The organism is Terrimonas ferruginea DSM 30193 (assembly GCF_000425585.1).
Classification (GTDB): Bacteria; Bacteroidota; Bacteroidia; order Chitinophagales; family Chitinophagaceae; genus Terrimonas; species Terrimonas ferruginea.
In genome coordinates, this window is sequence record NZ_KE384401.1 from 250,933 (window position 1) to 276,050 (window position 25,118).

Annotated in this window: 24 protein-coding genes; 18 read left to right on the forward strand and 6 right to left on the reverse strand. The window is 48.1% G+C overall.

Annotation, left to right across the window (positions count from 1 at the left end; genetic code table 11):
- Positions 1-6: 6 nt before the first annotated feature.
- Positions 7-1,956, reverse strand: coding sequence for a type VI secretion system Vgr family protein (locus tag H608_RS0118975; protein WP_028789065.1), 1,950 nt, complete (start codon positions 1,954-1,956; stop codon positions 7-9).
- A 215-nt stretch (positions 1,957-2,171) separates the two neighbouring features.
- Positions 2,172-2,558 carry a type VI secretion system tube protein TssD gene (tssD, locus tag H608_RS0118980; RefSeq protein ID WP_028789066.1) on the reverse strand — a complete coding sequence of 129 codons (387 nt, stop codon included), beginning with the start codon at positions 2,556-2,558 and terminating at the stop codon, positions 2,172-2,174.
- A gap of 208 nt (positions 2,559-2,766) precedes the next feature.
- Between tssD and H608_RS0118985 the strand changes: the two genes are divergently transcribed.
- The 7 genes from H608_RS0118985 to H608_RS0119015 all read left to right on the forward strand — a co-directional run bounded on the left by H608_RS0118985 (position 2,767) and on the right by H608_RS0119015 (position 10,015).
- A complete protein-coding gene (locus H608_RS0118985) occupies positions 2,767-3,666 on the forward strand; it encodes a hypothetical protein (RefSeq protein ID WP_028789067.1) in 900 nt (299 codons plus the stop codon).
- A 15-nt stretch (positions 3,667-3,681) separates the two neighbouring features.
- Positions 3,682-4,548 carry a TssN family type VI secretion system protein gene (locus tag H608_RS23900; RefSeq protein ID WP_155990258.1) on the forward strand — a complete coding sequence of 289 codons (867 nt, stop codon included), beginning with the start codon at positions 3,682-3,684 and terminating at the stop codon, positions 4,546-4,548.
- 38 nt (positions 4,549-4,586) lie between these two features.
- Entirely contained in the window at positions 4,587-5,729 is a 1,143-nt protein-coding gene (tssK, locus tag H608_RS0118995) for a type VI secretion system baseplate subunit TssK (RefSeq protein ID WP_028789068.1), read from the forward strand.
- A 21-nt stretch (positions 5,730-5,750) separates the two neighbouring features.
- Positions 5,751-6,272 carry a type VI secretion system TssO gene (gene tssO / locus H608_RS0119000; protein ID WP_155990259.1) on the forward strand — a complete coding sequence of 174 codons (522 nt, stop codon included), beginning with the start codon at positions 5,751-5,753 and terminating at the stop codon, positions 6,270-6,272.
- A gap of 164 nt (positions 6,273-6,436) precedes the next feature.
- Entirely contained in the window at positions 6,437-7,534 is a 1,098-nt protein-coding gene (locus tag H608_RS0119005; protein WP_028789070.1) for a PKD domain-containing protein, read from the forward strand.
- A gap of 14 nt (positions 7,535-7,548) precedes the next feature.
- On the forward strand, positions 7,549-7,977 hold the full coding sequence (locus tag H608_RS0119010) for a GPW/gp25 family protein (RefSeq protein WP_028789071.1): 429 nt from the start codon (positions 7,549-7,551) through the stop codon (positions 7,975-7,977).
- Positions 7,978-8,170: 193 nt separating this feature from the next.
- Positions 8,171-10,015 carry a type VI secretion system baseplate subunit TssF gene (locus H608_RS0119015; protein WP_028789072.1) on the forward strand — a complete coding sequence of 615 codons (1,845 nt, stop codon included), beginning with the start codon at positions 8,171-8,173 and terminating at the stop codon, positions 10,013-10,015.
- On the opposite strand, the gene H608_RS0119020 is transcribed toward H608_RS0119015, so the two are convergent.
- A complete protein-coding gene (locus tag H608_RS0119020; protein ID WP_028789073.1) occupies positions 10,005-10,814 on the reverse strand; it encodes a class I SAM-dependent methyltransferase in 810 nt (269 codons plus the stop codon). The two genes, H608_RS0119015 and H608_RS0119020, sit on opposite strands and share 11 nt — an antisense overlap.
- 150 nt (positions 10,815-10,964) lie before the next feature.
- On the opposite strand from H608_RS0119020, the gene purH reads away from it, so the two are divergent.
- Positions 10,965-12,476, forward strand: a complete 1,512-nt coding sequence (gene purH / locus H608_RS0119025) for a bifunctional phosphoribosylaminoimidazolecarboxamide formyltransferase/IMP cyclohydrolase (protein ID WP_028789074.1) — start codon at positions 10,965-10,967, stop codon at positions 12,474-12,476.
- Here the strand turns inward: purH and H608_RS0119030 are convergent.
- The 3 genes from H608_RS0119030 to H608_RS0119040 all read right to left on the reverse strand — a co-directional run bounded on the left by H608_RS0119030 (position 12,470) and on the right by H608_RS0119040 (position 15,843).
- Positions 12,470-13,714, reverse strand: coding sequence for a DUF7033 domain-containing protein (locus tag H608_RS0119030; RefSeq protein ID WP_028789075.1), 1,245 nt, complete (start codon positions 13,712-13,714; stop codon positions 12,470-12,472). The two genes, purH and H608_RS0119030, sit on opposite strands and share 7 nt — an antisense overlap.
- Before the next feature lie 67 nt (positions 13,715-13,781).
- On the reverse strand, positions 13,782-15,158 hold the full coding sequence (locus H608_RS0119035) for a LutB/LldF family L-lactate oxidation iron-sulfur protein (protein ID WP_028789076.1): 1,377 nt from the start codon (positions 15,156-15,158) through the stop codon (positions 13,782-13,784).
- Between the two features lie 73 nt (positions 15,159-15,231).
- The gene (locus H608_RS0119040; RefSeq protein WP_028789077.1) at positions 15,232-15,843 is read right to left on the reverse strand and encodes a DUF3109 family protein; all 612 of its coding nucleotides are present in this window, start codon (positions 15,841-15,843) and stop codon (positions 15,232-15,234) included.
- Positions 15,844-16,163: 320 nt separating this feature from the next.
- Between H608_RS0119040 and rplM the strand changes: the two genes are divergently transcribed.
- The 10 genes from rplM (at position 16,164) to H608_RS0119090 (ending at position 25,004) form a co-directional block, all read left to right on the forward strand.
- Entirely contained in the window at positions 16,164-16,607 is a 444-nt protein-coding gene (rplM, locus tag H608_RS0119045) for a 50S ribosomal protein L13 (RefSeq protein ID WP_028789078.1), read from the forward strand.
- A 22-nt stretch (positions 16,608-16,629) separates the two neighbouring features.
- Complete coding sequence (gene rpsI / locus H608_RS0119050) at positions 16,630-17,019, forward strand: 30S ribosomal protein S9 (RefSeq protein WP_028789079.1); 390 nt, start codon at positions 16,630-16,632, stop codon at positions 17,017-17,019.
- 51 nt (positions 17,020-17,070) lie between these two features.
- Positions 17,071-17,982 carry a 30S ribosomal protein S2 gene (gene rpsB / locus H608_RS0119055; protein WP_028789080.1) on the forward strand — a complete coding sequence of 304 codons (912 nt, stop codon included), beginning with the start codon at positions 17,071-17,073 and terminating at the stop codon, positions 17,980-17,982.
- Between the two features lie 93 nt (positions 17,983-18,075).
- A complete protein-coding gene (gene tsf / locus H608_RS0119060) occupies positions 18,076-18,912 on the forward strand; it encodes a translation elongation factor Ts (protein WP_028789081.1) in 837 nt (278 codons plus the stop codon).
- A gap of 503 nt (positions 18,913-19,415) precedes the next feature.
- Positions 19,416-20,948 carry a hypothetical protein gene (locus H608_RS0119065; protein WP_028789082.1) on the forward strand — a complete coding sequence of 511 codons (1,533 nt, stop codon included), beginning with the start codon at positions 19,416-19,418 and terminating at the stop codon, positions 20,946-20,948.
- 42 nt (positions 20,949-20,990) lie between these two features.
- On the forward strand, positions 20,991-21,461 hold the full coding sequence (locus H608_RS0119070; RefSeq protein WP_028789083.1) for a DinB family protein: 471 nt from the start codon (positions 20,991-20,993) through the stop codon (positions 21,459-21,461).
- 82 nt (positions 21,462-21,543) lie between these two features.
- Positions 21,544-22,074 (forward strand): RNA polymerase sigma-70 factor, encoded by a 531-nt coding sequence (locus H608_RS0119075; RefSeq protein ID WP_051268496.1) that lies wholly within the window; start codon positions 21,544-21,546, stop codon positions 22,072-22,074.
- 30 nt (positions 22,075-22,104) lie between these two features.
- Positions 22,105-23,073 (forward strand): FecR family protein, encoded by a 969-nt coding sequence (locus H608_RS0119080; protein WP_028789085.1) that lies wholly within the window; start codon positions 22,105-22,107, stop codon positions 23,071-23,073.
- Positions 23,074-23,090: 17 nt separating this feature from the next.
- Entirely contained in the window at positions 23,091-24,173 is a 1,083-nt protein-coding gene (locus H608_RS0119085; RefSeq protein WP_028789086.1) for an STN domain-containing protein, read from the forward strand.
- Positions 24,174-24,227: 54 nt separating this feature from the next.
- Entirely contained in the window at positions 24,228-25,004 is a 777-nt protein-coding gene (locus H608_RS0119090) for a class I SAM-dependent methyltransferase (RefSeq protein WP_051268498.1), read from the forward strand.
- Positions 25,005-25,118 lie beyond the last annotated feature (114 nt).

Sequence of the window (25,118 nt, forward strand, 5' to 3'; positions counted from 1 at the left end):
CTGAAATTAATTTATTTTAACCAATCCGCCTTTTATTTCGGTGATGGCACCTGCTTCGAGACTGCCCTGCGCACCGGCTGTGAGTTTCAGGTTTTGACCGGCGGTAACGTTGGCGCTGCCACCTGCTGCAACGTCCAACCCGGAACCTGCGGTCACTGATGTTGCTGCACCGGATGAAACAGAAAGATCCTTGCTGAACGTCAGCGATCCGTTTTTCTGTGCAGTCATTTCAATATTTTCTCTGGCCGTCATTTTTATATTCTGTGCAGTCATATTAAGATCACCGTCTGCCTCGAGGTTGATCGTTCCTTTTGACTGAATGGTGATCTTTTTGCCATCTTTTGCCAATTCAATGCTGGCGATATTTTCACCACCGCTGAACAGCGACATTTTGATCTGTTCGCCATGCGTCAGTTGCAGGTACGACCAGTTGTCTTCATCCTGGTTGGATGACAATGACAGGTAGGGTTTTGAGTCGCCGCCGCCCGCCAATGCGATATCGTTGTGCGGGTCTTTTGTCTGTTCGAAATTGAACTCGTCTTTTTCAAAAACGTTGTCGACGATCAGCACCATTTTATTTTTATCATCGAAAATGATCCGTCGTCCGCTGCGGGTGCCGATAAACTTTACGTCGTTGCCGCCTTCGGGCACACCGGATTTATTTTTCTCCGTATAAACGGCACCCATGACGAAGGGACGTTCTGCATTGTTGTCGATAAAATTCACCAGCACTTCATCGTCCACTTCCGGGAGGAAGCGGAAACCCTTGCCATTGCCGGCGTGTGGTACCACCACATTGAGCCAGGGAGTGGAGTCGCCTTCTTTCTGCCAGGCCATTCTTACTTTGATGCGCGCCAGTCCGTCTTTGTCTTCATTATCGGTCACCAATGCGGGTTGTGGTTTGCTTACGGGAAAAAGATGCGGGTTAGTGTAAGGGGGAACGGCTGATTCTGCGGGTACGGCCACAAAATGGTTCTGGTAACTCACGGAATTGTCGCAATTGTGTTGTAACTCGGTAATAATATAATCACCGGCATTATTGCCTTTTTCGTCGATCACGCGGATGGTACCGCCGAGTTTCAGACCGCTGAGATAAGTACGCCCACTTATATAAATGGAAGAAGAAGCGCCCGACTGCTGGCTCAGCACACTTGCCGATTCGAGCAGTTCTTTTTTAACGGCATGCGTGAAGTGGGCGCTTTCGTAACTGCTGCCATAATATTGTTTCGATGCATCGACTGCTGCTGCGATCATGCCGCTGCCGCCGGGTTTATCGGCTTCTTTTGTGGACGCTATATGCTCGCCTTTGTACGTATCGAAACCGGCGATCTTGCTGGGCGATTGCTGGATGCGTGCGCTCAGGGCAAAATCATACACCTGTCCTTCTTCGAGTTTTAATTCGTAAGGCGTTTTATCCGGAGGGCCGAGCACCAGTTGTTCTCCGTCGTAATACAGCCATTCGCCGTGCCGGGCGGCCAGCATGCTGAGAAACGCAAACGTTGTCTGGTTATACTGTACGGTATAAAACAACTGTTCCGTATAAGCGGGGTTCAGTTTTGCCGCGAGGTCGCCTTTCAGGTCGTTGAAAATATCCTTGATCGTTTTTTTGATAAAAGACCGGCACTGTGGCACTTCGTCGAGCCGCATGAACAATCCTTTTCCGGTAACCTGGTATTCTACGTTGTGTGCAAACTGGTTGCAGCAGGTGATCAGTTGAATGATCCCTTTGAAAACCATGTTGTCGTTAACGGAAAAAGAGATTTCCTTACCGAGGTGTTTTTTGTAGAAGTCTACATGATCGGAAATGCTGACTTCTTCTTTTTCCACACGCCAGATAAAGGAAAAGGAATGCGTGTCGGCCAGGCGCTGATTGATGGTAAGTGCGGAGAACAGGACGGGGTCCTGCTCATCCTGCACCTGGATAGCCACTTCGGCCAACTCTGTTACTTCGGCCATATGTTACTGATTAAAGGTTGCGTCAATGGTGATCCCGAAGTCTCGGGAGTGAATCGTCAATCGTGAATAAGGGGTTGTCAGGCGTTTGAGCTTTGGCTATAACGTTGCTTTACGTGAAAGTGATTTTCTTTTCCACGCAGAGGCGAAAAGTATTACTTAAATCTTATAACCTATTACTTATTAACTAAGCCCTACGCCTTCAGCCTTATACCTTACTACACCCACTCATTTTTATGGGTGCCATTGCCCATGCTGATTTCTTTTGCGGAAATGCCAAACGTGATGATCATCGGCTGATCGTTGTCGGCCGCAAAACGTTCTTCAAAATTTACCACATAACCCTCTTTGAAGTTAAGCTCTTTCATGCGGGCATCGCTGTCTCTTTTGAAAAAAGTAATAGTGCCGTCCTTGCGTTCGAAATTGTTACACATCCATTCAAACAATTCGGTGCCGCTGTTGCTTTCAACCGTAACTGATATTTTACCGCCGCGGGTGATGGAGGAAGGGCGGCCGGTGGAATCGACTTCCTGGTGGAGAGAATACTGACAATTAAGTACAACGTAGTCCTTGCCGGCTACGGTGAGTTTCGCCTTGAAGCTCATGATTGTAGGTTTTTTGGTTTTAAAATGGTTGAGTCAAAGTTAATGAACCTGCGGTCAGACAACAATAACACGATTGTGGTACTTACAGGTTTTTTTCAATAAATAAAGTAACCAATAATTCACGGACTTAGAAATCACGCAATTGAGTGTTATTTTTAGTTGTTGAATTGTGTAAATTTGTTTTCCTTCGATTTCCGCGCTATTAACCATGAAACCCGGCACGGGAACATATAAACCTTCGCAGTACGCTTCCCTGCGTGCTGAAGCTTTTTGTGCAGCCCTGCTGGACAATGGTGGCTTTTTTGACGATATTACCGTAGAACACACCGGAGCTTTCCGCCGCAATTACCGCAACGATATAAACCAGGTTGATCAACTTAATAATGGCATAAATCTTCAGCTTAACCGCGACGGCCTCTATGATAAATTGCCGGAAGGCTTGTTTCATCAGTCGCTCGGATCGGGCCGTACGTCGGCGCTGCAGGACATGGTAAGCGAGCACCGCCGCTACCGGGAGGAAGAAAAAGCCGCCCGCCGGTTCTTTCAACCCGTGGAGCAGGAAATATTCCGCTATGCCGTGATGGCGGAGTCCGAAGAACGTGCACTTTTGTTCAGCACGCTCAACGGTGAAGTGTCGCCCGCGTTCTTTGGTTTCTGGGATATTGCTGCGGATTTGCCCAAAGCTGCCGCTGAAATGATGATCCGGCTGATGCCGCTGCAACGCCGCATCAAAGGAAAACCGGAGGTCACCGCCCATGCGCTGGCGCTTTTACTCGACCGGCCGGTTACCATCCGGGTTTCACATCCGTCCGGCCAACAGGCAGAAGCAGCAGCTTTTCGTCCGGGAGCAGATTGCCTGCTGGGCATCGATACCATTACGGGCAGCCGGTTTGCAGAAACCGCGGTTTGCTGGACGGCGCTGATTGAAAATGTGTCCCCGTCCGAATTGATGCAATTCACGCCGGAAGAACCGTTCGGACGTTTTCTTACCCGCTTTGCGGAAATATTCATTCCGCTCGATGTGGAATGGAAAACGGAACTTGTCCGGTCGGAAGCAAAGAAAGAAGAAGAACAGACCTATATCATGGGGTATGGATTTTATATATAATATGAATGGAACTGTATGGCTCTAAAGACTTTTATACTTTATTTCGCCCCCTTCCTTGCCGGAGCTATCGCTTTATTTGCGATGGTCAAGCAAATGGTCAGTGCCGTTGCCAACCAGGGCAAGCGCCCGTTTTGGTATGGATTGGTGACGTCCGTGGTTTCGTCAGGGGTAGCATTCCTGGCATCTTATATAGCCACTAATCTTTTTCAGCTTTTCTGGATACTCGCCGCACTTTACCTCTTATTCGGTATCGTGCATGTCTGGCTCACGCATCGCCGTTATTTCAACCATCCCCGTGAGTCGCGCAACAAACAACTGGCGGCAGAATTTTTATTTGCCTTGTCCATTGTTGCCTTCAGCGTGGCCGCATTTGCTGCGCTGCAATATTTCCTGCGGGATAAAGATTTTCTTTATTATCCGCTGCTGATGAGTTTGCTTTTCTTCTTCGTACCGTTGCTGGTTTATCATACATTCAAAGCCGTCTATGCTATTCCCTTGCCTGTTTATACGGTATGGAATTATCCCACGGAGGAAATTGAATTACCGGATGAGAAAGAGAATGAACGCTTATATGTGATCGGTTTCGAACTCACCAAAAAAGGAACGGACAGGGAAATGACTTACTTCCGGGCAAAGGCCCCGGCAGAAATGGTACTCGGAGAGCTGTTCTATCATTTCATCAATGATTACAACGAAGTGCAGAGCGAAACACCGATTGAGTTCCATTACAACCGCGAAGAACAGGATCAAACGCATGCGTGGTATTTCCGCACAAAACCAAAGTGGTATACTTTTTCGCGGATACTCGATCCGTTCCAGACAGTCGACAACAACAAAATCAAAGAAAACACAGTGATCATCTGCGAAAGAGCCGCGGTTTAACGATGGCCGCAGATCAGTAACTGTAAATTTTATACACCATGAGCAGGCTGCATTATTTCCCCGTCAACTGGGTTGACGGAATGAAAATAAACAAGGATCATTTTATAGCGCAGGACAAGGCCGCAGCGGATTTGCTGTACCAGTCAGTCCAGGGCAACCTTTCGCCGCTTCGCTATGGCGTGCTGGCGGACGATGCGGCAACCGATTCATTCCAGGTGTCACTGACCGCCGACAACCAGCACACACTCAAAGCAACGGTGCTGCAATGCAGAGCGCTTACACGCGGCGGCATTTATATTGAAATTCCTTCGCGCACGAGCGATACACTTTCTGCTACGTTCACTTTGTCGCCACAAACACGCACCTTGTTTTACCTAGTGCTTGTTGTCAATCCATTTGACCGCCAGCCCGCAGGTGATGCCGATCCGGAAGAAACGCCCCCCCGTTATCCGTTTACCCAGCCTTTGTATCAGATAGAACTTGCGGATGAAGCACGTTACCGCCAGTTTGCCGGCAATCCTTTCGCATTGACCATCGGACGCGTACAGGCAGAAGCGCATGGCATCACAGTCGATGAAGAATATATTCCGCCCTGTATGAGCCTGCATGCACATGCCGATTTGCTGCAACTGCACAGCGAACTGGACCAGTTTCTTGGCGGATTGGAATTGCGTTGTTCGCAAATCGTTCAGAAGATCTTCCGCAAGAGTCAGCAAAATGATTTGTCTGAACTCGCGCTTTTTCTTTGCGACCGCATCATGTTGCAGCTCGGACAGTCGCTCACCGAAATGCGCAGAACCATACTTTACGAATCACCCGCCGGGTTGTTTGTAACGATATCGTCGCTGGCACGCGTGATGAAGAATACCATTGATCTGCGTATCGGTTCGGGTAAAGATGAATTGATGAACTACCTGAGCGAATGGTGTGAACTGAACCAGGGAGAACTCGAAACATTGCTTACCTCCGTGGCCAATCTTCCTTACGATCACAACAATATCAATGACAGCATTGCACCGGTAATCCGGTTTGCGCGTGTGATATCGAGACTGTTTGAGACCCTGAGCAATCTTGAATTCATCGGTAAGCGCAAAGAGAGCGGCATATTCGTAAAAGAAGAAATCAAACAAACCGCTGTGGACACAACACCTGTTAAAACAAAAAGAAGATTTTTCGGATAAAACATTCCCAATCAAATGACCATGAAACCTCAGAATAACGCAGAAAGAAAAAAAGCCTTTATCCGGTTTCTGTTACTATATGTCGTAACAACCACTGTTGTCGTGCTGGCCTTGTTTTTCGGCTTACAGGTTCCCTTCCGGGAAAATGACCAGCTTCAGGGCCAACTGAATGCAGTGCAAAAGGAGCGTGATTTCAACACGCGCTTCACCGACCTGGTAAAACAAACCAAGCTGCTCATCGATACGGTCAACAGTGCCGGACCTAATACGGATGTGGTGGATAAGGAAATCGCCGATAAGATTGTGGAGATGAAAAAGATATTGTCTGAGGACAGTACTTCGGCCAAGCAACTGTATACGCAGGTGGTATTGGCGCTCACCGATGCCAAGAATGATAAAAAGGCCATACGGGCAGGCGACAAAACCGGCGTACTCGCCGAATACGAAAGAACCAAAGTTGATCTCGAAAAAAAGCTGACGGATTACGAAAGCCGCTACCGCGAGCTGAATATGTATTATCAGCAGTGTTGCGGCGCGAAGTGAGGCAATGGAATGTGTAAATGTGAAAATATGCAAATGTGTAAATGAAACAGCCATTCACTATTGACCATTCACTATTCACCATTCACCATTCACTCCCGAGACTTCGGGATTGAATTTTGACCCTTCGATAAACTCAGGGTAACACTTTTGAATTTTTAATTAAAATGGCATCCTATTCATTCTATAGCAGAAGTTTCCTCGGCCTCGACAAACGAGTGTGGTTTGCGATGGGCGGCACCCTGCTGGCGGCTTTATTGCTGCTGGCATTCAAAGTAGCTACGCACGTACGGTGCACCGGCGTAAATCTTTCTGCGAAAGGAACGGTGCCCCATAGCACCACGAATGTTTTTTATATCAATGAAAATGTAAAGTTCACCGCTTCGATGACGCATGCATCGGAGATCAACTGGAACTTCGGTGATCAGACGCCAGGTGCCATGGGGCCCACGGCAGAACATAAGTTTGCATCCGAGGGTACATTCCTGGTAACGGTTGAAGTAAATGGAAAATGCCGCGAGTCCATGCGCGTGCAGATCCGCAAGATGGCCGTAGAAACAACCGGCGAAACTGCCAACCCGATCAATGGCAATACCACCTTGTATGCCGGCACGCCCGAAGTGTTCAGTTCTGCTAAATCCGGGAAGGCTTATGTATGGTATATTGAAGAAGATGCATCGATGGGCCGCAAGACGGATAGCGCTGCTGCCTTTACATTTAACACAACAGGAGATTATACCCTGGTGCTGCAGTTAGACGGTGATTCGAATAAAATATTCCGCAAAACAATAACCGTGTTACAGCCAGGCTCGGTAACGGCAAAAACAGACGTATCAAAGTTTGAGCTGCCGGAATTGCCAACACCGCCTGTTCCGAAAAAACCACAACCCGATATGTCTTCCGGAAAAGACAATCCGCCGCCAACGCCGGGTCCCTCACCGGATCCGAAACCAGCGCCGCCATCTCCCGGAGGCAAAAAATATATCCGCGTGGGCGACGAAGCGCTCAAGATGATGCTCAATGAAGTGATCGATAAAAAACTGGATGCAAACGGATTTGACCAGATCCTTTGCAACGGCGCACAATCGCAGGTGATTGCCAATGGTAAGTTCACCACATTCACTGAATTGGTTAAATCATTACAGGTCCGCCGCGGATTACTGAAAAAAATAAAAGCGAAGATCCGCTCGGTTAAACAAGTACCGGATCCCGACAAAGAAAATAAATGCCTCCTGTCGATCAAGGTCGATTATGACTGGGATTAAATAAACAAGGTGTAATGCAGGACTATCTGAAATTGCCGCTTCGGTTCAGTGGTTTCTTTGAAAAAAAGAAAATGCCGGTCTGTACGATCCGGGATTCCATTGCGCGCAACCTGCACTTACTTATTACTACCGCCACCGACGAAAACAAGCTCGACGACAGATATGGGTCGCGCTTCTGGGAAAATGATTACGATATTCATTTATCCAACGACGGCCGCCGCGAATTGATCATCGACAGCCTTCAACAACAGATTACTTTATATGAAAAGCGGTTGATCAATGCCGTTGTAGAGGTAAATGTGAAACAGGCCACTCTCGGTGCAGGACAAAATCCGCAGTTGAGAAGACGTATCGAAATCCGCATCAGCGGCAACATAGCGAGGAGCAATGAACCCTTTCAGTTTCAGACAGGATTTTTTATCGGCCCGATGGCGTTTGACTGAGAGGGGATAGAATGTGAAAATGTGCAAATATGTAAATGAAGCCGGACGTGAGCCCAATAACTGCAGTCCCCGAGGCCGAAGTATCGGCCTTCCGAAGAAGGTCCCTGAGGTTCTCGAAGGGCCGGCCAAACTTCGGGCACCTAAGGCAGCCATTCACCTTTTTGATTTTTTACTTTTGAATTTTGACTTATTAATGATTCAGGCATATAACAAAGAACAAATAAAAGACCGGATGGTCAAAACTGCCGCCCGCCTGTGGGGTATGGCAGAAAGTGACATCGAAACCAACTTCGATCCGCTGATCATGCTCCTGCTGGACGCCAGCGCCTCCGAACTCGAACGCACCAACCAACAAATCAACGCCACCCAGTACCGTTTGCTGGAACGGTTGTCTGAAGTATTGCTGCCCGATTCCGTCATGAGCGTACAGCCGGCTTCCGCTGTTATTCAGGCTACTCCTTCCGAATCTGCATTGGAAATAACGGCTGCCACTTCGCTGTCACTCGTGCAAACGATTCATCCGACGGGCGGCAAACCTTATACTACCGATATCGCTTTTACGCCCACCGGCAGTTTTCGACTGTTCAATGTATCGGCCGAATACCTCTGGTGCGGAAGTGAGTTGTCGAAGATCGGGGCCAACGGACAACGCGAAAAATTTTACAGCGAGCCCGCGGTTAACAACAACCGGTTAGTCAATGAATGCTGGATCGCATTAAAAGCGGATAGCGGCGTGCAATCACTAAATGGCCTGCAATTGTTCTTCGATCTGCGCGGACATTCACATGCGGGTTTGTTTTATGATGGTTTGCGTACGATCAGTGGCTGGCTGAATGGTCAGCCTGTTGCATTGCAACAAGGGTATGCCGGCGCTGAACAATTTGAAATAGGCCTCGCCGACAGTCTGGGTGAAGAAGGCAATAATTATTCGCGCAAGATTTGCCGGAAGGTTGCGGGTATTTATCAGCGGCAGTTTCTGCACATCGCCGAAGATGTTACATTGAACGAATCCGGTCAGGTGCCCGCGGAATGGGCAACTGCCTTGCCTGCCGATCTGCTGCAGAAAATGGAATTGGGAAAAATGCATTTTCTCCGGATCCGTTTTGGCCGGCCAATGGAGCAGCATGTGCTGGATCGCCTGGTATGTGGTGTAAACGCGTTTCCCGCGATCAACAGAAAATTTCATTCGGTTCAATTGCGGGCCGACAGTCGTTTGAATATTATTCCGCTACCGGTGGAAGGAGAATTCTTCGACATCAGCTCCGTGTATGGTCCGGGTGGACAATCGTATAAACTACGTCCTTCTGCACTCGCTACCGATACCGAAGAAGGTGAAGCGATCGTGCGGACCGGTGGTGTGGGAAAAATGAGTTCGAGCGAACTGCGTGGGCTTATTACAGGTCTTATAGAAACCATCCGCGATGAGAGTGCTTACTTCAGCCGCATGAGCAATGAATTTGTGCTGACCCGTCTCAAAGAGATCAGCCGTATCCTGATCAGGCTGGAAGACCGCATGCAACTGGCGAAAGACAACAAAGAAACCCTGCATTATCTTTTGCTGAAGCCCAGACAACCCGAAGAAATCGTAACGGCAGAATACTGGACCATCAACAAACCGGAAGATATACAGACGATAAAAGCCGGAACGCGTTTCGCCGGTGCCAACCAGCCGGGGCTTGTTCCCTCGTCGGCCGTTACATTGACCAATGCAGTGGGTGCCAGAGCAGCGTTGAATGAAAAAGAAAGACAATATTTATTAAAACGCGGCATCGCCTCCGGTGAACAGATCGTGAGCGCCGAAGATGTGCGGCTGCTGTGTTTTCAACTATTGGGCGACAAACTGAAACAGGTAACGGTCAAAAGAGTGTCGCGTGCGGGAACTTCGCCCCGCGAAGGATTCTCCACCTGCCTGGAAGTAGGCGTGTCTCTTCATCCGGGAATTACCGCAGAGGAAACGGAGTTTATGCGCAGGCAACTGGAATACCAACTGACGCAAAAAGCATCGCCGGTGTACCCGTTCGCCGTGGTTATCCGTTAACAGGCTTGCCCGCTTTAATACTATATACCAGCGGAATTTTTCCTTCCAGCCCTTCGATCTGCCATTTCCCCTTGTCTACTTCCACTACTTTATTGAAGCAGGGATGAGGTGAGTACATCCATTCATTCAACGAGGTCAATTCCAACCCGGCTTCGATCAGGGCGTTAATCACTTCGCTGAGACTGTGATTCCACCCATATTCCTTTCCGCTGATTGGTGCCTCGCGGTCAGCATAGGTACCTGACAATTCCGTTTCAATAACGCCCTGGTCTTCGTATGCGTAAATGATCTTCTCAAAATTGTCGTCGAACATCCAAACCACGGGATGAAATTCGGCGAGATAGAAAAAGCCGCCGGGTTTGACTTTCGCGGCCACCAGTTGTGCCCATCTTTTCAGATCGGGCAACCAGCCGACGACACCATAGGAACAAAACACGATATCAAATGATTCGGTGATATGCTGATCGAGATCGTACACATTGGCGCACACGAAACGCGCGTCGGGTGAAAGTTCGGCCGCCAGGTTATTGGCTATGGCAATGGCATTCTCCGAGAAATCGAGTCCGGTTACTTTGGCGCCGCGGCGTGCCCAGTCGAGCGTATCCATTCCGAAATGACATTGCAGGTGTAATAAAGATTTGCCCGTTACATCGCCTACTTCATCGAGTTCGATCGAATTGAGCGCGGGCTTGCCCGCGCGAAAACCTTCCAGGTCATAGAAAGCAGAGTCTTTGTGAACGGCCGTACGTTTATTCCAGCCGGTTTTGTTGGCGGCGAAGAAATCGGAGTAGTTAGTCATAAGTCAAAAGTAAAAAATCAAAATTCAAAAACGTTAATGGTGATGGCTGTTTCATTTAGACACTTTCACATTTACACATTTTCACATTCCTTACGCCCTAAGCCTTCTACCTTTTTCCTATCTTCGCGGCGCTCCCCAATCCCCTTCAATATGAATAAAAAAGTTCAAACTGCACTAATCTCCGTTTTTTACAAAGACGGCCTGGAACCCATTGTACGCCAATTACATAAACTCGGAACCACCATTTATTCTACCGGTGGTACACAGACGTTCATCGAACAACTGGGCATACCCGTGGTGCCGGTGGAACAACTGACCAGCTACCCCTCCATTCTCGGTGGCCGTGTGAAAACATTGCACCCGCTCGTGTTTGGCGGCATACTCGGCAAACGTGATGATGAAACCCATCTGCAGGAAATGAAAGAGTACGGCATTCCCGAACTTGATCTCGTAATTGTGGACCTTTATCCTTTTGAAGAGACCGTAGCCTCCACCAGTGATGAAAAACAAATCATCGAAAAAATAGACATCGGTGGCCCCTCCATGATCCGCGCCGCAGCGAAGAACTTCCGCGATGTATTGGTCGTAGCAGCAAAGAAAGAATACGCGGAAATCGAAAAAATGCTGACAGAACAAAACGGGGAAACTTCCATTGAACAACGCAAGGCATTCGCCGCAAAAGCTTTTGAAGTAGTAGCACACTATGATGTGGCTATCGCAAAATATTTCAACCCGTCGGCTGAAAATTATTTCCTCGATTCCGTTCCCGGTTCAAGGATCATGCGCTACGGTGAGAATCCGCACCAGACCGGCGTATTCTACGGCGACCTCGATCAATTATTTACACAATTGAACGGTAAGGAACTTTCTTATAACAACCTGGTAGACGTAGACGCTGCCGTGCAACTGATTAAAGAATTTTCCGAAACAACATTCGCGATCATCAAGCATACCAATGTATGCGGCGTGGCCGCGCGCAATACGGTGAAAGAAAGCTGGGACACTGCGCTCGCCGGTGATCCGGAAAGCGCCTTCGGCGGTGTACTGGTCACAAATGGCACCATCGATAAAGCAACGGCAGAAGCCATCAATGAAATATTCTTCGAAGTGCTCATCGCACCTGCATTTGATGCAGATGCACTGGAGATCCTGCGTTCTAAAAAGAACCGCATCCTGTTGCAACTGAAACAACAACCTGCCGCACGCACACAGTACAAATCATTGTTGAATGGCGTACTGGCGCAGGGACAGGACGAAGGCAATTATGCAGAGTGGAAAGAAGTAGGCGGCCGCGAAACAACCGAGGCCGAGCGCGCCGATCTGGACTTTGCGAATCTGGTTTGCAAACACCTGAAGAGTAACGCCATCGCATTGGTGAAAAATAAACAACTGGTAGGCAAAGGTTGCGGACAAACCAGTCGCATCGACTCGCTGCGTCAGGCTGTTGAAAAAGCAAAACAATTCAAGTTTGACCTGAACGGTGCGGTGCTGGCAAGTGATGCCTTTTTCCCGTTCAATGACTGTGTGCAACTGGGTCATGAAGCCGGTATCCAGGCATTCATTCAACCCGGCGGCTCGATCCGCGACAAAGATTCAATTGAATACGCCGTGACACATCAATTGGCGATGGTGATCACCGGCATGCGTCATTTCCGTCATTGACGGTCAGCGACGGTCTCACGTATAAAAATTTCATAGACCTCTCTCCATCCTTTGTAGAGCGGATCTGTACCGAGAAAGGTGTTGTGCCAGATCATACTGCACACACCTTTTTCTTTTTTCGTAACAGCAAACAAACGCTGCATTTCATTCAGGGCTGTTGCGGCATCGTCGCGTTGTTCGTAAAAAGAATTAGCATCCATAAAGCAAAAAGGGAACAACATCAGCTCCGTACTTTCTTCGCGTGACAAATCATACCAATTATAAGGCGTGCAGACCGAAGCGCGGAAACCATTAATGGTGCCATAGCCCATCGAGAAATCAAAACGGATTCCGTTTTCTATCAACAGGCGGAAGGTTTCCGGCAATGAAAACCGGATATAATGCTGACGGGATGCCTGTACGGACTGACCGGTTATATCATGCAAATAATGTATCTCTTTTCCCAATAAAGAAATCGTATCACCGCTTTGCCAGGAAGGATGAATACCTACGGGATAACGGATGGCATGATCCGCAACCAATGCTTTCAAGGCCGTACTATCCGGAGAAATATTCTTATCCAGCTTTCCCGTTTTTTCTGCTAAAAGAAAAAAATAATAAGGGCGTAAATGATGTTGTTCATGCAGCCCGTTGAGCCAGCCGTAACAAGCAAAGGGGTCTTGTCTTTTTCCCCGTAAAACTGCCAGCCGTTCACTGATGCGGCCGAACTGGCCTTTAAGCAAATCGCGGATCAGTCCCCCGGTGTTTCTTTTCCATCCTTTATGCTGGTACGACCAGGCAATATCGATATCATAAGTCGGGAGAAAGGTGAAATGCCTGTTGTTGGTGACATTCAAACGTACACGCCATGCACTGAACCATTCATTGACAAGCGGACGATGGAGAAAATGTTGGTTGAAAGCCAGTGAAGCTTTGTGGTCGAAGCGGCCGTATACATCTTTGGGATGCGGTAAATATTCTTCGTAGCGGCTTACTAAATAAAACGAAGCTGCGAGTATGTCAAACGCATGATCGCCATCTGTCGGAAAAAAGAAAGGCAATTCACCGTCGATAAAATTTATTTCCTGTGGTTTGATATCCCGCTCCAGCAACAACGCATGCGGACGGATCTGATAAATACCCGGAAAAAGTTCATCGCTGTAGTTGATTCGAAGGCCTTGTGCAGCGGTCAGTTCCTGCTTATCCGTTGTGATGCGGAAGGGCTGGCCGCACAATTCCTTCCCCGCAAAATCTGCCATGTATTGCAGCCGGGGTGTAATATGCGTGGAATAAATAAGCAAGCGGTAGATGCAGGAATTACACGGCTTACCCGTGCTTTTCCTTCCATTGCTGGTTGAATGATTTTTTGGGGAAATCGAGTTTACCACGATGACGTGTCCATGATTTGCCGATTGAATTGATCAGCCGGCCTTTCACGTTACCATTGGCCATGTTCATCATACCGCGGCGGAGCATGGCCACTTTCCAGAGTTTCCAGGCTACTTTTTCTGCGAACGGTGCATAACCATCTTCCTGTGCTTCGTGTCTGTTCTCCAATAACAATTCATGGAGATTGATCTTTACCGCACAAACTTCGGTGCAGTTACCGCAAAGCGAGGAGGCGTGACTAAGGTGTTTCCATTCTTCCAGGCCTTTCAGGTGTGGCGTGATCACCGCACCGATCGGACCACTGTAAGCAGAAGCATAAGTATGCCCGCCGATATTTTTATAAACAGGACAAGCGTTGAGACAGGCGCCGCAACGGATGCAATAAAGACTTTCCCGTGCTTTCTCGTTGGCCAGGATATTGGTGCGGCCGTTGTCGAGCAGTATCACGTACATTTCATCAGGTCCATCGGTCTCACCTTCCTGTCGCGGACCGGTAACGATGGTATTATACGATGTAATGCGCTGACCGGTGCCGAAAGTGGCGAGCAGTGGCCAGAACAAAGCCAGGTCGGTCATGGAGGGAATAACTTTTTCGATACCTACCACAACGATATGTGTTTTCGGCATCGAGCAACTGAGGCGGCCATTGCCTTCATTTTCGGTAACGGCAATACCGCCGATGTCCGGAATAATAAAATTGGCGCCGGTAACGCCTACTTCAGCTTCGGCATACTTGGCTCTTAAAATATCGCGGGCAACAAGCGTTAACTGTTCGGGCGTAAGCGAAGGGTCGGTGCCGAGTTTTTCTGCAAACAGACGCGCGATATCTTCCTTGCTTTTGTGCATAGCGGGCGTAACGATGTGATAGGGCGCTTCGCCTGCCAGTTGTTGGATGTATTCACCGAGGTCGGTTTCGATGCTCTCGATACCTTTCTCTTCGAGATAGGCATTGAGGTGAATTTCTTCGGTCACCATGCTCTTGCTCTTCACGAGCGTCTTGCAATTTTTTTCAGCGCAGATATTGCCGATTTCGCGGAGTGCTTCGCTGGCATCTTCGGCCCAGATTACTTTGGCACCGCGGCGCGATATGTTGCGTTCAAAATTCTCCAGTTGTGCATCGAGTGTTTCGATGGCTTTCCACTTGAGATTTTTGGCTCTTTCGCGGGCGAGGTGCAATTCGGCAAACTGCTGCTTTCCGAGCGGAACGGCAGCATTGTATTTGCCCATATTAAAATTAATAGTGCGTCTGTGACTTCTGTCGGCAGCTTTGATTGTGCTTTTGGCTATAAAATCGGCAGCTGTTTCGTGGGACATATCGTAGTGTTAGCTGAAATGTTTGGGTTAATTCGTACTAAGTTAGCATATACGGTGCAATTGGCATCCTGCGCTATGAGGCAGCTTCGTTGTCATCCGTATCGTGGTGTTGTCCGCGGGCGATGGTATCGAGCGCTTCATAAAATTCCTCACCGTACTTACGGGTGAGGGGTTCTTTCAGAAATTTATAAACGGGCACTTTCAATTGTTCGCCGAGCGAGCAGGCGGCGCGGCAGAGATCTTCGCGAGGCTGGTAATTAAGGCGGTCATAATTTCCTTTTTTCCCTTTGCGGGCGATGATGGGGAACAGGTGACAGCTTATTGGTTTTTTCCAATCGATCTTACCGTCGTAATAAGCCTGTTCAAAAGCACATTTAATGAGGCCGTTGGGTTCGCGGTAGGCATAAACGCAGATCTCGTTGTCGCTGGGCAGCGTGGGGGTGACCCAGCCGAATTCAGTATCGTACTGGTAAAAACCTTTCTTTTCTATCTCGGCCACGGCGGCGGCGGGGAGATAGGGCTTGATGGTCTCGAAATGTTTGGTCACCATTTCGAGTTCGGAGGCATCGAGGGGCGCGCCGGCGTCGCCTTCTTCGCAGCAGCCGCCTTTGCAGCGGCTGAGGTCGCAAACGAAGCGGGCTTCGATGATCTCATCACTAACCAGCACATTATCAATTACTATCACAGTTTTTTCGTTGAATTGTTGCAAAGGTACACCTAATTAAAATTTGACAATTTGAAGATTTGGTCCCGGAGTTCCGGCATTAGAAATGGGAGTAGTGAAAAAATAATGTAAAATTTTCATTGAAAATCATCCTGTTGCAAAGGTGCTTGTAAAAATAACTGTCTGAAAATGGCTGAATATTGTTGTTGGTCGCCTATCTTTGCAGCCCCAAAGCGGCTTTTGCCGTGCGGGTAGCAATGGGGGATAGCCTGTTGCGATCATTATTCATCTGTTGGCGGCGAATTAACATTGCCCGTTGTCAACTCAAAGTTTTTCTGAAAATGAGCAAATTACATTTCACTACTAAACATGCGAACGAGGCTACCGTGCAACGTACCTGGTATGTTGTAGATGGTACTAATCAAACCGTGGGTCGCATGTGTGCCAAGATCGCAGCAGTACTGCGTGGCAAGAACAAGGCCTACTACACTCCCCACGTAGACACGGGTGATTACGTAATCGTGATCAACTGCGACAAGGTTGTATTTACCGGCAACAAGCTGGAGCAGAAAATTTATGACCACTATACAGGATATCCTGGTGGCCGTAAAGAAGAAACTGCTGCCAACCTGCAGCGTCGTCGTCCTGAAGTGGTAATCGAGCGCGCCGTAAAAGGTATGCTGCCGAAAAACCGCCTGGGCCGCAAAATGTACAAGAAACTGTTTGTGTATGCCGGTGCCGAGCATCCTCATACCGCACAGCAACCCAAAGACCTCAAATTCTAAAATTTTCAAATTAATTATATAAATGGAAAAGCAAACTAATGGTGTTGGTCGTCGTAAGGAAGCTGTGACACGTGTATTCGTTTCCAAAGGAAGCGGCGCTATCACTGTAAACGACAAAGACTATAAAGACTACTTTCAACTGGTATACCTGCAAAACCAGGTTGAGCGTCCGCTCAAAACAGTTGATGCGGTAGGTAAGTTTGATATTAAAATCAATGCTTCCGGCGGTGGTGCCAAAGGTCAGGCTGAAGCAGCTATGCTGGGTATTTCCCGCGTACTGGTTGAGCTGAACCCCGAGTTCCGTCCCGCACTGAAAGCGGCTGGTCTGCTGAAACGCGACCCCCGTTCTGTGGAACGCAAGAAGTTTGGTCACAAAAAAGCACGCCGCAGCTACCAGTTCTCCAAACGTTAACAGGAGCAGGCATTTATTCATTTTTATATCATCATACTTCAAATACGATAAATGGAAAACAATACATCTTTACAACAGCAGCTTCTGGAAGCGGGTGTTCATTTCGGTCACCTGAAAAAGAAGTGGAATCCCAAGATGTTGCCTTACATCTTTGCTGAAAAGAAAGGTATTCACATCATCGACCTCAACAAAACTGTTGAGGCCCTGCAGGAAACTGCTGCTGCCATGAAGCAGATCGCCCGCAGCGGTAAGAAAATCCTGTTTGTTGGTACCAAAAAACAAGCAAAAGATATCATCAACGAATGCGCTCAGCGTGTGAACATGCCTTTCGTTACAGAACGTTGGCTGGGTGGTATGCTTACCAACTTCAACACTGTTCGTAAGAGCGTGAAGAAGATGCAGAGCATCGAGAAAATGCTCGGCGACGGTTCTTTCGACAGCATTACCAAGAAAGAGCGTCTGACCCTGACCCGCGATAAAGACAAGATGGAGAAAGTACTCGGTGGTATCGCGCAACTGGGTCGTGTACCTGCTGCTTTGTTCATCGTGGACATCGGACACGAGCACATCGCACTGGCTGAAGCCAAGCGCCTGGGCATCACTACCTTCGGCGTAGTAGATACCAACTGTGATCCTAACAAAGTTGACTTCGCCGTTCCTGCGAACGACGATGCTACCAAGTCTATCGCTATCGTTGCCAACTACCTCACTGCGGCTATCGCAGAAGGTCTGGCTGAGCGTCAGGCTGCTAAAGATGAAGATGTAGAAGATACTGCAAACGACGATAACGAGAAGAGAGCTGCACGCCTGGAAGCTGAAGCACAAGCTGAAGCCGGCCGCGGTGGTCGCGGTGGCCGTGGCAACAGCACCGGCGGTGGTGGTAACACAGGCGCCGGCGGTGGTCAGCGTCGCCGTACTCCCGGTGGAGCAGGTGGCGGACAGCGTGGCGGTGGCCGCAGATAAGTAATTGAATCAGTCCCGGGATGGCAACATCCCGGACCCTGATCCAACACTAACTGCTAATTTTCAAATTATCAAATTTTCAAATTATCACTCATGAGCACCGTAACTATTAGTGCACAGGACATAAACAAACTTCGTCAGGCTACAGGCGCCGGTATGATGGACTGCCGCAAAGCCCTGACTGAAACGAACGGCGATTTCGAAGCTGCTATCGACTGGCTGCGTAAGCATGGTCAGAAAGTAGCCGCTAAAAGAAGCGACCGCGAAGCAAAAGAAGGTGTGGTAATCGCACAAACTACTCCGGACAATAAAACCGGTATCGTTGTATGTGTAAGCTGCGAAACAGACTTCGTTTCCAAAAACACCGACTTCGTTGCTTTCGTACAAAGCATCGCCGACGCTGCTATCAATAATAACGTAAACACCATCGACGAACTGAACGCAGTTGAAATCAACGGCGCCAAAGTAATCGACCTGGTTAACGATAAACTCGCTTCTATCGGCGAGAAGATCGGTATCACCAAATTCGAACGTGTAGATGCTCCTTATGTAGCTTCTTACATTCACGGTGCTTACCGCATCGGTGTACTGGTTGGCCTCGACAAAGAAGCTGCTGAAGCCGGTAAAGACGTAGCAATGCAAATTGCTGCCCTGAACCCTGTAGCGATCGATGAAAGCTCAGTGCCCGCCGACGTTGTTGCCCGCGAAAAAGCAATCATCGTTGACGTAATGAAGCAGGATCCTAAAATGGCCGGCAAACCTGATGAAATGATCGCCAAGATCGCAGAAGGTAAACTCGGTGCATTCTTCAAAGAACAAACCCTCACCGCTCAGGCTTTCGTTAAAGATGCCGGCAAGTCTGTTGCCGAGTACCTGAAGTCTGCAGGTGATGTGAAAGTGTTAGAATTCAAGCGCGTTGCCTTGGGTTAATGCGATTGGTCTATAAAGTTTAAAAATGGCTCCTTTGGGAGCCATTTTTAGTAATAAGTCAATAGATAATTCCATTTCCCTTTGCGCCTTTGCTCCTTACGCCACTTTGCGTGAAACTGACGCTCTTTTCACGCCAAAGCGGCTGTTCATTGACGATTGACGATTCACCATTGACATAAAAAAACCACCTGGTAAATTCTGCCGGTCATGCAGATTCCACAGATGGTAAGTTTAAAGGTTAAGGGTTGCCCTTGGGCGCAACATGGTTTCTGATTGGTGCCCAGTCTGGTTAAGACGTTGTAAAACTATCACTACAACAGGCCGGCTGCTTTTCTTTTTTTCGATCATTTTAGGTTCATTCCTACCCGTTTCTTTCTGAAAAATTAAGTTAATGTATTATATGCCAATAAATTAGATATTTTCTAATTCTCCGTTAATTTGGCTTATTGGTATGTATTAGCTGTATTTTTGAATTACGCCGGCTAACACCAAACAGCTCGTTTATGAAAAATTCCTCCCGTTCACTCTGGCAGTTCATCCAGGCGATGAGCAAAAATGAAAAGGTATTTTTCAAACGCAATTTCGTGGATACCGGCAACGATGAACCACCTCTCTACCTGCAACTCTTCGATGCCATCGAACAGCAAAAAGAATACGATGAAGATGCTATCGTCGAAAAGCTGGCTCCGGTGCTTACACGTAAAAATCTCTCTTACCAGAAACACTATCTCTATCAGCAACTTTGCGAAGCACTGATCAGCTACGAAGGACGCGATCTGCCCGAGCAGCAAGTGTACGACCAGATACGGCTGATCCGCATACTACGGAAGAAAGGATTGCTGGACGAAGCTCATATTGTTTGGAAAAAGGCGGTAGTGAAAGCAAGGGAAGCAGAGGCATTCTCCCTGCTGGGCATTCTGAAAAAGGAATTTGAAAAAATGATCCTCTGGAGCAGTGTGCATACGCCCTATGATGAACTCCACACATTGGCACGCGGCAACATCATCAACTATGATGACTATGCCGAAATGATCACACTCCGCGACATCTATACAGAGATTTTACTGCTCAAACGAAAATGGCATTTTGATATCGACGACAACAGCATTCACGAACTTAAACTATTACTGACACGCGTAACGCAGAGCAGTTTTTCCGATACAACCGCCTCCTTCTGGTTCCGGCATTACTACCGCATGTGCCGGGTAACGCTGCAATATTTGCTGAATAAAAATATACCTGAAGCATTTTCACTCCTGCGCGAAACGGTAAGCGACTGGCAACAACACCCCGAGCATATCCATACCGATACGGAAAACTTCATCGAAGTATTGAACATGGTCAATTACCTCGGTATACAGGCCGGCGAATTCGACTTCATCGAAGCCTGCTTTCAGCATCCGGTAAATGACCTGATCCGCGACGAAGCCTATCGCGCCAACTTCGAAGCCGTGAAGTACTTGTCGTTAAACAAAGTATATAATAAAACAGCACGTTACAACGAAGTAGAAAAGCTGGTGCGGCAGATGAAAGTGGAATACGGCAAATGGGAGCCATTCATCAATACCGAAACCAACCGCACCGTCAATCTCTCGCTGGGTATTGCGTGTTTTGTACTGGAAGAGTATGCAGATGCCCTGTATTTTTTCAGACGTGGCAGTTATGTAAAAGACGGCACACGGGAAGAACACATACGCATCGCACATATACTGCTGTTGCTGGCGGCCTATAATTTAAACAACGACCGCATTTTCGATGCACAATACCGCGCTACCTACCAATATTTTTATAAAAGAAAAAAACAACATCCCTTCGAATCGGAGCTCATCCGTTGCCTCAACCGCACCTTTTACATGAAGAGCTATCGCGATAAAGTGGCGGAATACGAAAAGACATTAGCCAAATTGGAAACGGATGATGAAGTGCAGCAAAAAGCCTTTGCCATATTCAACTATCCCGGATGGCTGCGCAGCCGCATCGAGCGGATCAGCTACCGCGAATATGTAACGCGGCGGGTAAAGAACGCCGCGGCCTGAACTGGCCCCGGATTTGCGTGAAGAGAAGATAAATATCCACGCATGAATCAGCAAATACGTCAATATATCCAACGCCTGGAGCAAACGCTGCAAGGCGATCCCTGGTATGGGAAATCCATTTATAAATTATTGGGAGAAGTGCCGGAGGAAATAGCTTTTGTGCAACCAGGCGGCCGTTCGCACAGCGCAGTGGAAATACTGTACCACATGCTGACCTGGGCAGAGTTCACCCTGAACCGCGTACAGAAAAAGCCGATAGACGACCTCGACGCCTTCGAAAAACTGGATTGGCGCGTGATAGAGCCCGCACAGCACGGTTGGGAGGAAGGCATGGCCGCACTGACGGCCACGCACCAGGAACTGATCGCTACCCTGGAAATGGCAGATGACAGCCTGCTGGACGAAAAAGTCGACTACCGCGATTATAATTTCCGGACATTATTAGATGGACTGCTGACTCACAATATCTACCATGTGGGACAGATCGCGGTAGTGCATAAATTACTTTCCTGAAAAAAAACGGCAAGGAGAATAAGGGTAAAATGAATTCCGCGTGTATTATATCTTTATGATGTACGAATAACGCGATTATCCGTTGATCTCCAAAGACTCCGACAAGCTCCGGCAAACGGTCCGGCAGCCATTTGAACACTATTTCAATCTTCACTTCGAAGGATTGCACCGTTATGCCTATACCTTACTGAACGAAAATGAAAAGGCGCGCGATGTGGTGCAGAACGTATTCCTGAAACTCTGGGAAAAGCAGCAGGAACTCGACGAAGAGCGTTCTGTGCGATCATACCTGTACACGGCCGTTTACCATGATTGCCTCAACCTTATCCGGCATGAAAAGATAAAGCGACGACATGCGGCCGAACCACAGCAACTGAGCACATCCGGCGATCCCGTCATTCACCGGGAATTGCAACAACAAATACGCGAAACCGTAGAACAACTACCACCACAATGCCGGTTGATTTTTCTGAAAAGCAGATCCGAACAAAAGAAATATGCCGAGATAGCAGCTGAACTGGATCTTTCTGTAAAGACCGTGGAAGCACAGATAGGGAAAGCGTTGAGGATATTGAAAGAAAAGCTGTCAGGATTAATCAGCCTGCTAATGTAAAACCTAACACCTTGTACCTATAACCTCTTTATGAACGATGAACTAATTGGAAAATACCTGGCCGGTGAAGCAATGCCGGAAGAAGCGACAGCCCTCGAAGAGTGGCTGGAGCAATCGCCTGATAACCGTGAATATTTTCAACGGTTGTCTGAACTGTGGTATACTTCTGCGGGAAGCAAGGGACATGTATTGCCGGATAAACAAAAGGTATTCGGAGAAATAAGCCGCCAAACACCCGCCAGGCCTGGCGCTCCTCCAAAGAAAAAGCAACCGCTCCCGCGAGGACTTATCATCGCCGCATCCGTGGTAGTAGTCACAGTCAGTCTTTTACTTGGTTTAAGAAAACACAGCACGGAGATGCCGGCTACTGTTATACCCGCGTCGGTTACAACCAATGAGGATATTTACCGCGACACACTGGCGGGCGGCGCCATCCTCGTATTAAATAGTCACTCATCCGTTCGGCTGACAAGCGACCATGAACGCGAACTGCTGGATGGGCAACTATTTATTACCGCACCAGCCCGGGATTCATTTGCGGTAAAAACCGGTGATGTTATTATAAAGGCAATGGACGCTGCTTTCAGCGTAAGTAACTCAACAAAAAGCGGCGATATAATAATATGGGGCCGTAAAGGCACGGTAACTGTGTACACGCCAAAAGGTCTGCAGACCGTAGCGGCCGGATCAAGACTGCATTATCATTTTGCCAGCGGCACATGGAATCGCGATACGATCTATGCGGCCAATGAAATTGCCTTTGCCACGCGCATATTTGATTTCCAGGATGAACGATTGGAAGATATCATGCAGCAAATAGGCAAAGCCTACGAGGTAAAGTTTCTCTTTCAGAACCCGCAACTGAAAGACTGCCGCATGAGTGGAAGTTTTGAAGACCAGTCGTTGAAATACGTAATGGATATCATTGCCGCCACGCTCAGCGTGGAATACAAAATACAGGGTGATACGGTAATCATAAACGGTAAAGCATGCGAGTGAGGATATTTTGCTGTTGTTTGTTTTTTATCCTTTCTGTAAATGCAGGAGCACAGCACACCGTGCAACTGTCCGGAGGCATGATGCGGTTAGATACTTTGCTCAATCGTGTCAGCCGTCAGACCCACCAGCATTTTTCCCTGAATACAAAAAAAGTAATGCCTGCCACAACGGTCAACTGGAAAGCGGGAAAATATACACTGGACCAATTCCTTCAGAAGCTATGTGCCACTTATGCGATAACCTACAGTCGCTCCGGACAGCACATTATCCTGCGTGAATTGCCCAAAAAGCCAGCGGTGACCGTAGCGGCAAAAAAACCGGCAACGCCGAAGCCAGTTGCTAAAAAAACGGTCACTGTTAAACCAAAAGCGGCACCACCACCAGTGAGTAGTAATAAACCGGAAGAACCGGTAGCGGATATAAAGAAAGATACCGTCATCGCGGCCATACCCGATACATCTGCGGTAAAAGTTGAACCAGAAAAAACGGGCATCACTTTTTTGCCTGTAAAAAAAATCACTGACAGCGTAGCGCCGGTTACCGTTAAGAAAATAAAACCCGCAGCAGCCTGGGGATCGAAATGGTGGCATCCGTTTGTACAAACGGGAATAGCGGCAGACGACCTGTTTTATGTAGCGCCAACGTTAAAAGGCGGATTCAAATTTGCCTATGGCATTTTATCCTGGAACAGCAACTTCAGGATAGCGGGCTTCCGGTATGGCGGAGGAACCTCCATGCGGATAAATGATAACATGCGGCTGCATGCCGATATCACCTTTGGCAAATTGGCCAGGGACTACGATACAGCCGGACAAGAAAGGACGGTAAAAACAAGACTCTCGCGTGTGCAGGTCTTGTTGGAAAACAGGATAGCCGGAAAATTTTACCTGCAATATGGCGCGGTGCTTAACTTGCTGAAAACGGAATATTACCTGGCTGGTATATCTCGGCCACTGTATAGGACGGAAGAAGAGGCAGACAGGAAATATCATTACCTCAAACCCATTTATACGCTGCGCAATACGTACGCAGACAATGCACCATCGAATCGCAAAACATGGATCGGTGCACAAATAGGAATATACTACCGGTTTAAATAAGGGTGAAAGCATGTTGAAGTGTATTAGCACTATTACACTCAACAGAATTTGTATATGCTGGCATTGCTCAGGACCGGAGAACGCACGTCGAGTGCGTATTATAGCAACAACTATGTATTTCAGCGGCACGTGTTTGCTTATCAATCGGTGATCCAGCGAAGGCTGGCGACCGGCGATGTGCTGGAAATTGGCAGCGGCAGCGGTTATGGTATGCAGATGGTATCGCCCTATGTGCGTTCATATACGGCGGTAGATAAAAAGAAACCGCGGGAGGAATATATTGAAAGCAATTGCCGCTTCTACTATGAGCAACTGCCGTACCTGCGGAACATAGAAGATGAAAGTGTGGACACGGTGATCTGTTTCCAGGTGATAGAGCATATTAAAGACGATCATGGCCTGATGAAAGAAATCCGCCGTGTACTGCGGCCGGGTGGTTGCGTGGTAATGACCACACCGAATAAACGGATGTCGTTAACCCGCAATCCTTTTCATGTGCGGGAGTATACGCCGCGCGAGATGCAGGCGTTGGTACAGGCACATTTCCCGGGAGCGGACGTGCAGGGTATTTATGGAAATGAAAAAGTGATGGCCTATTACGGACAGAACAAGCGCAGCGTGGCCAAAATAACAAGATATGATGTGCTGAATCTGCAACATCGCTTACCGGCGTGGATGCTCCGCATGCCCTATAGTGTGCTGAATAATGTGAACCGTTATCAATTGCTGCAGAAAATAAAGGATACGACATTGGAGATCGATTATACGGATTTTTACACGGGTGAGTTGGATGAAGGCTGCCTGGATTATTTTGTGGTAAGTAGTAAGTGATAAGTTTCACCAGACACCCCGGTTCATCTATTGACGAACCGGAATAAGTTTGTGGAATGCGAGATATAGCCTACCACTTTTAATACACCCATCTGTTCCTGGTTCGGTTTCCCA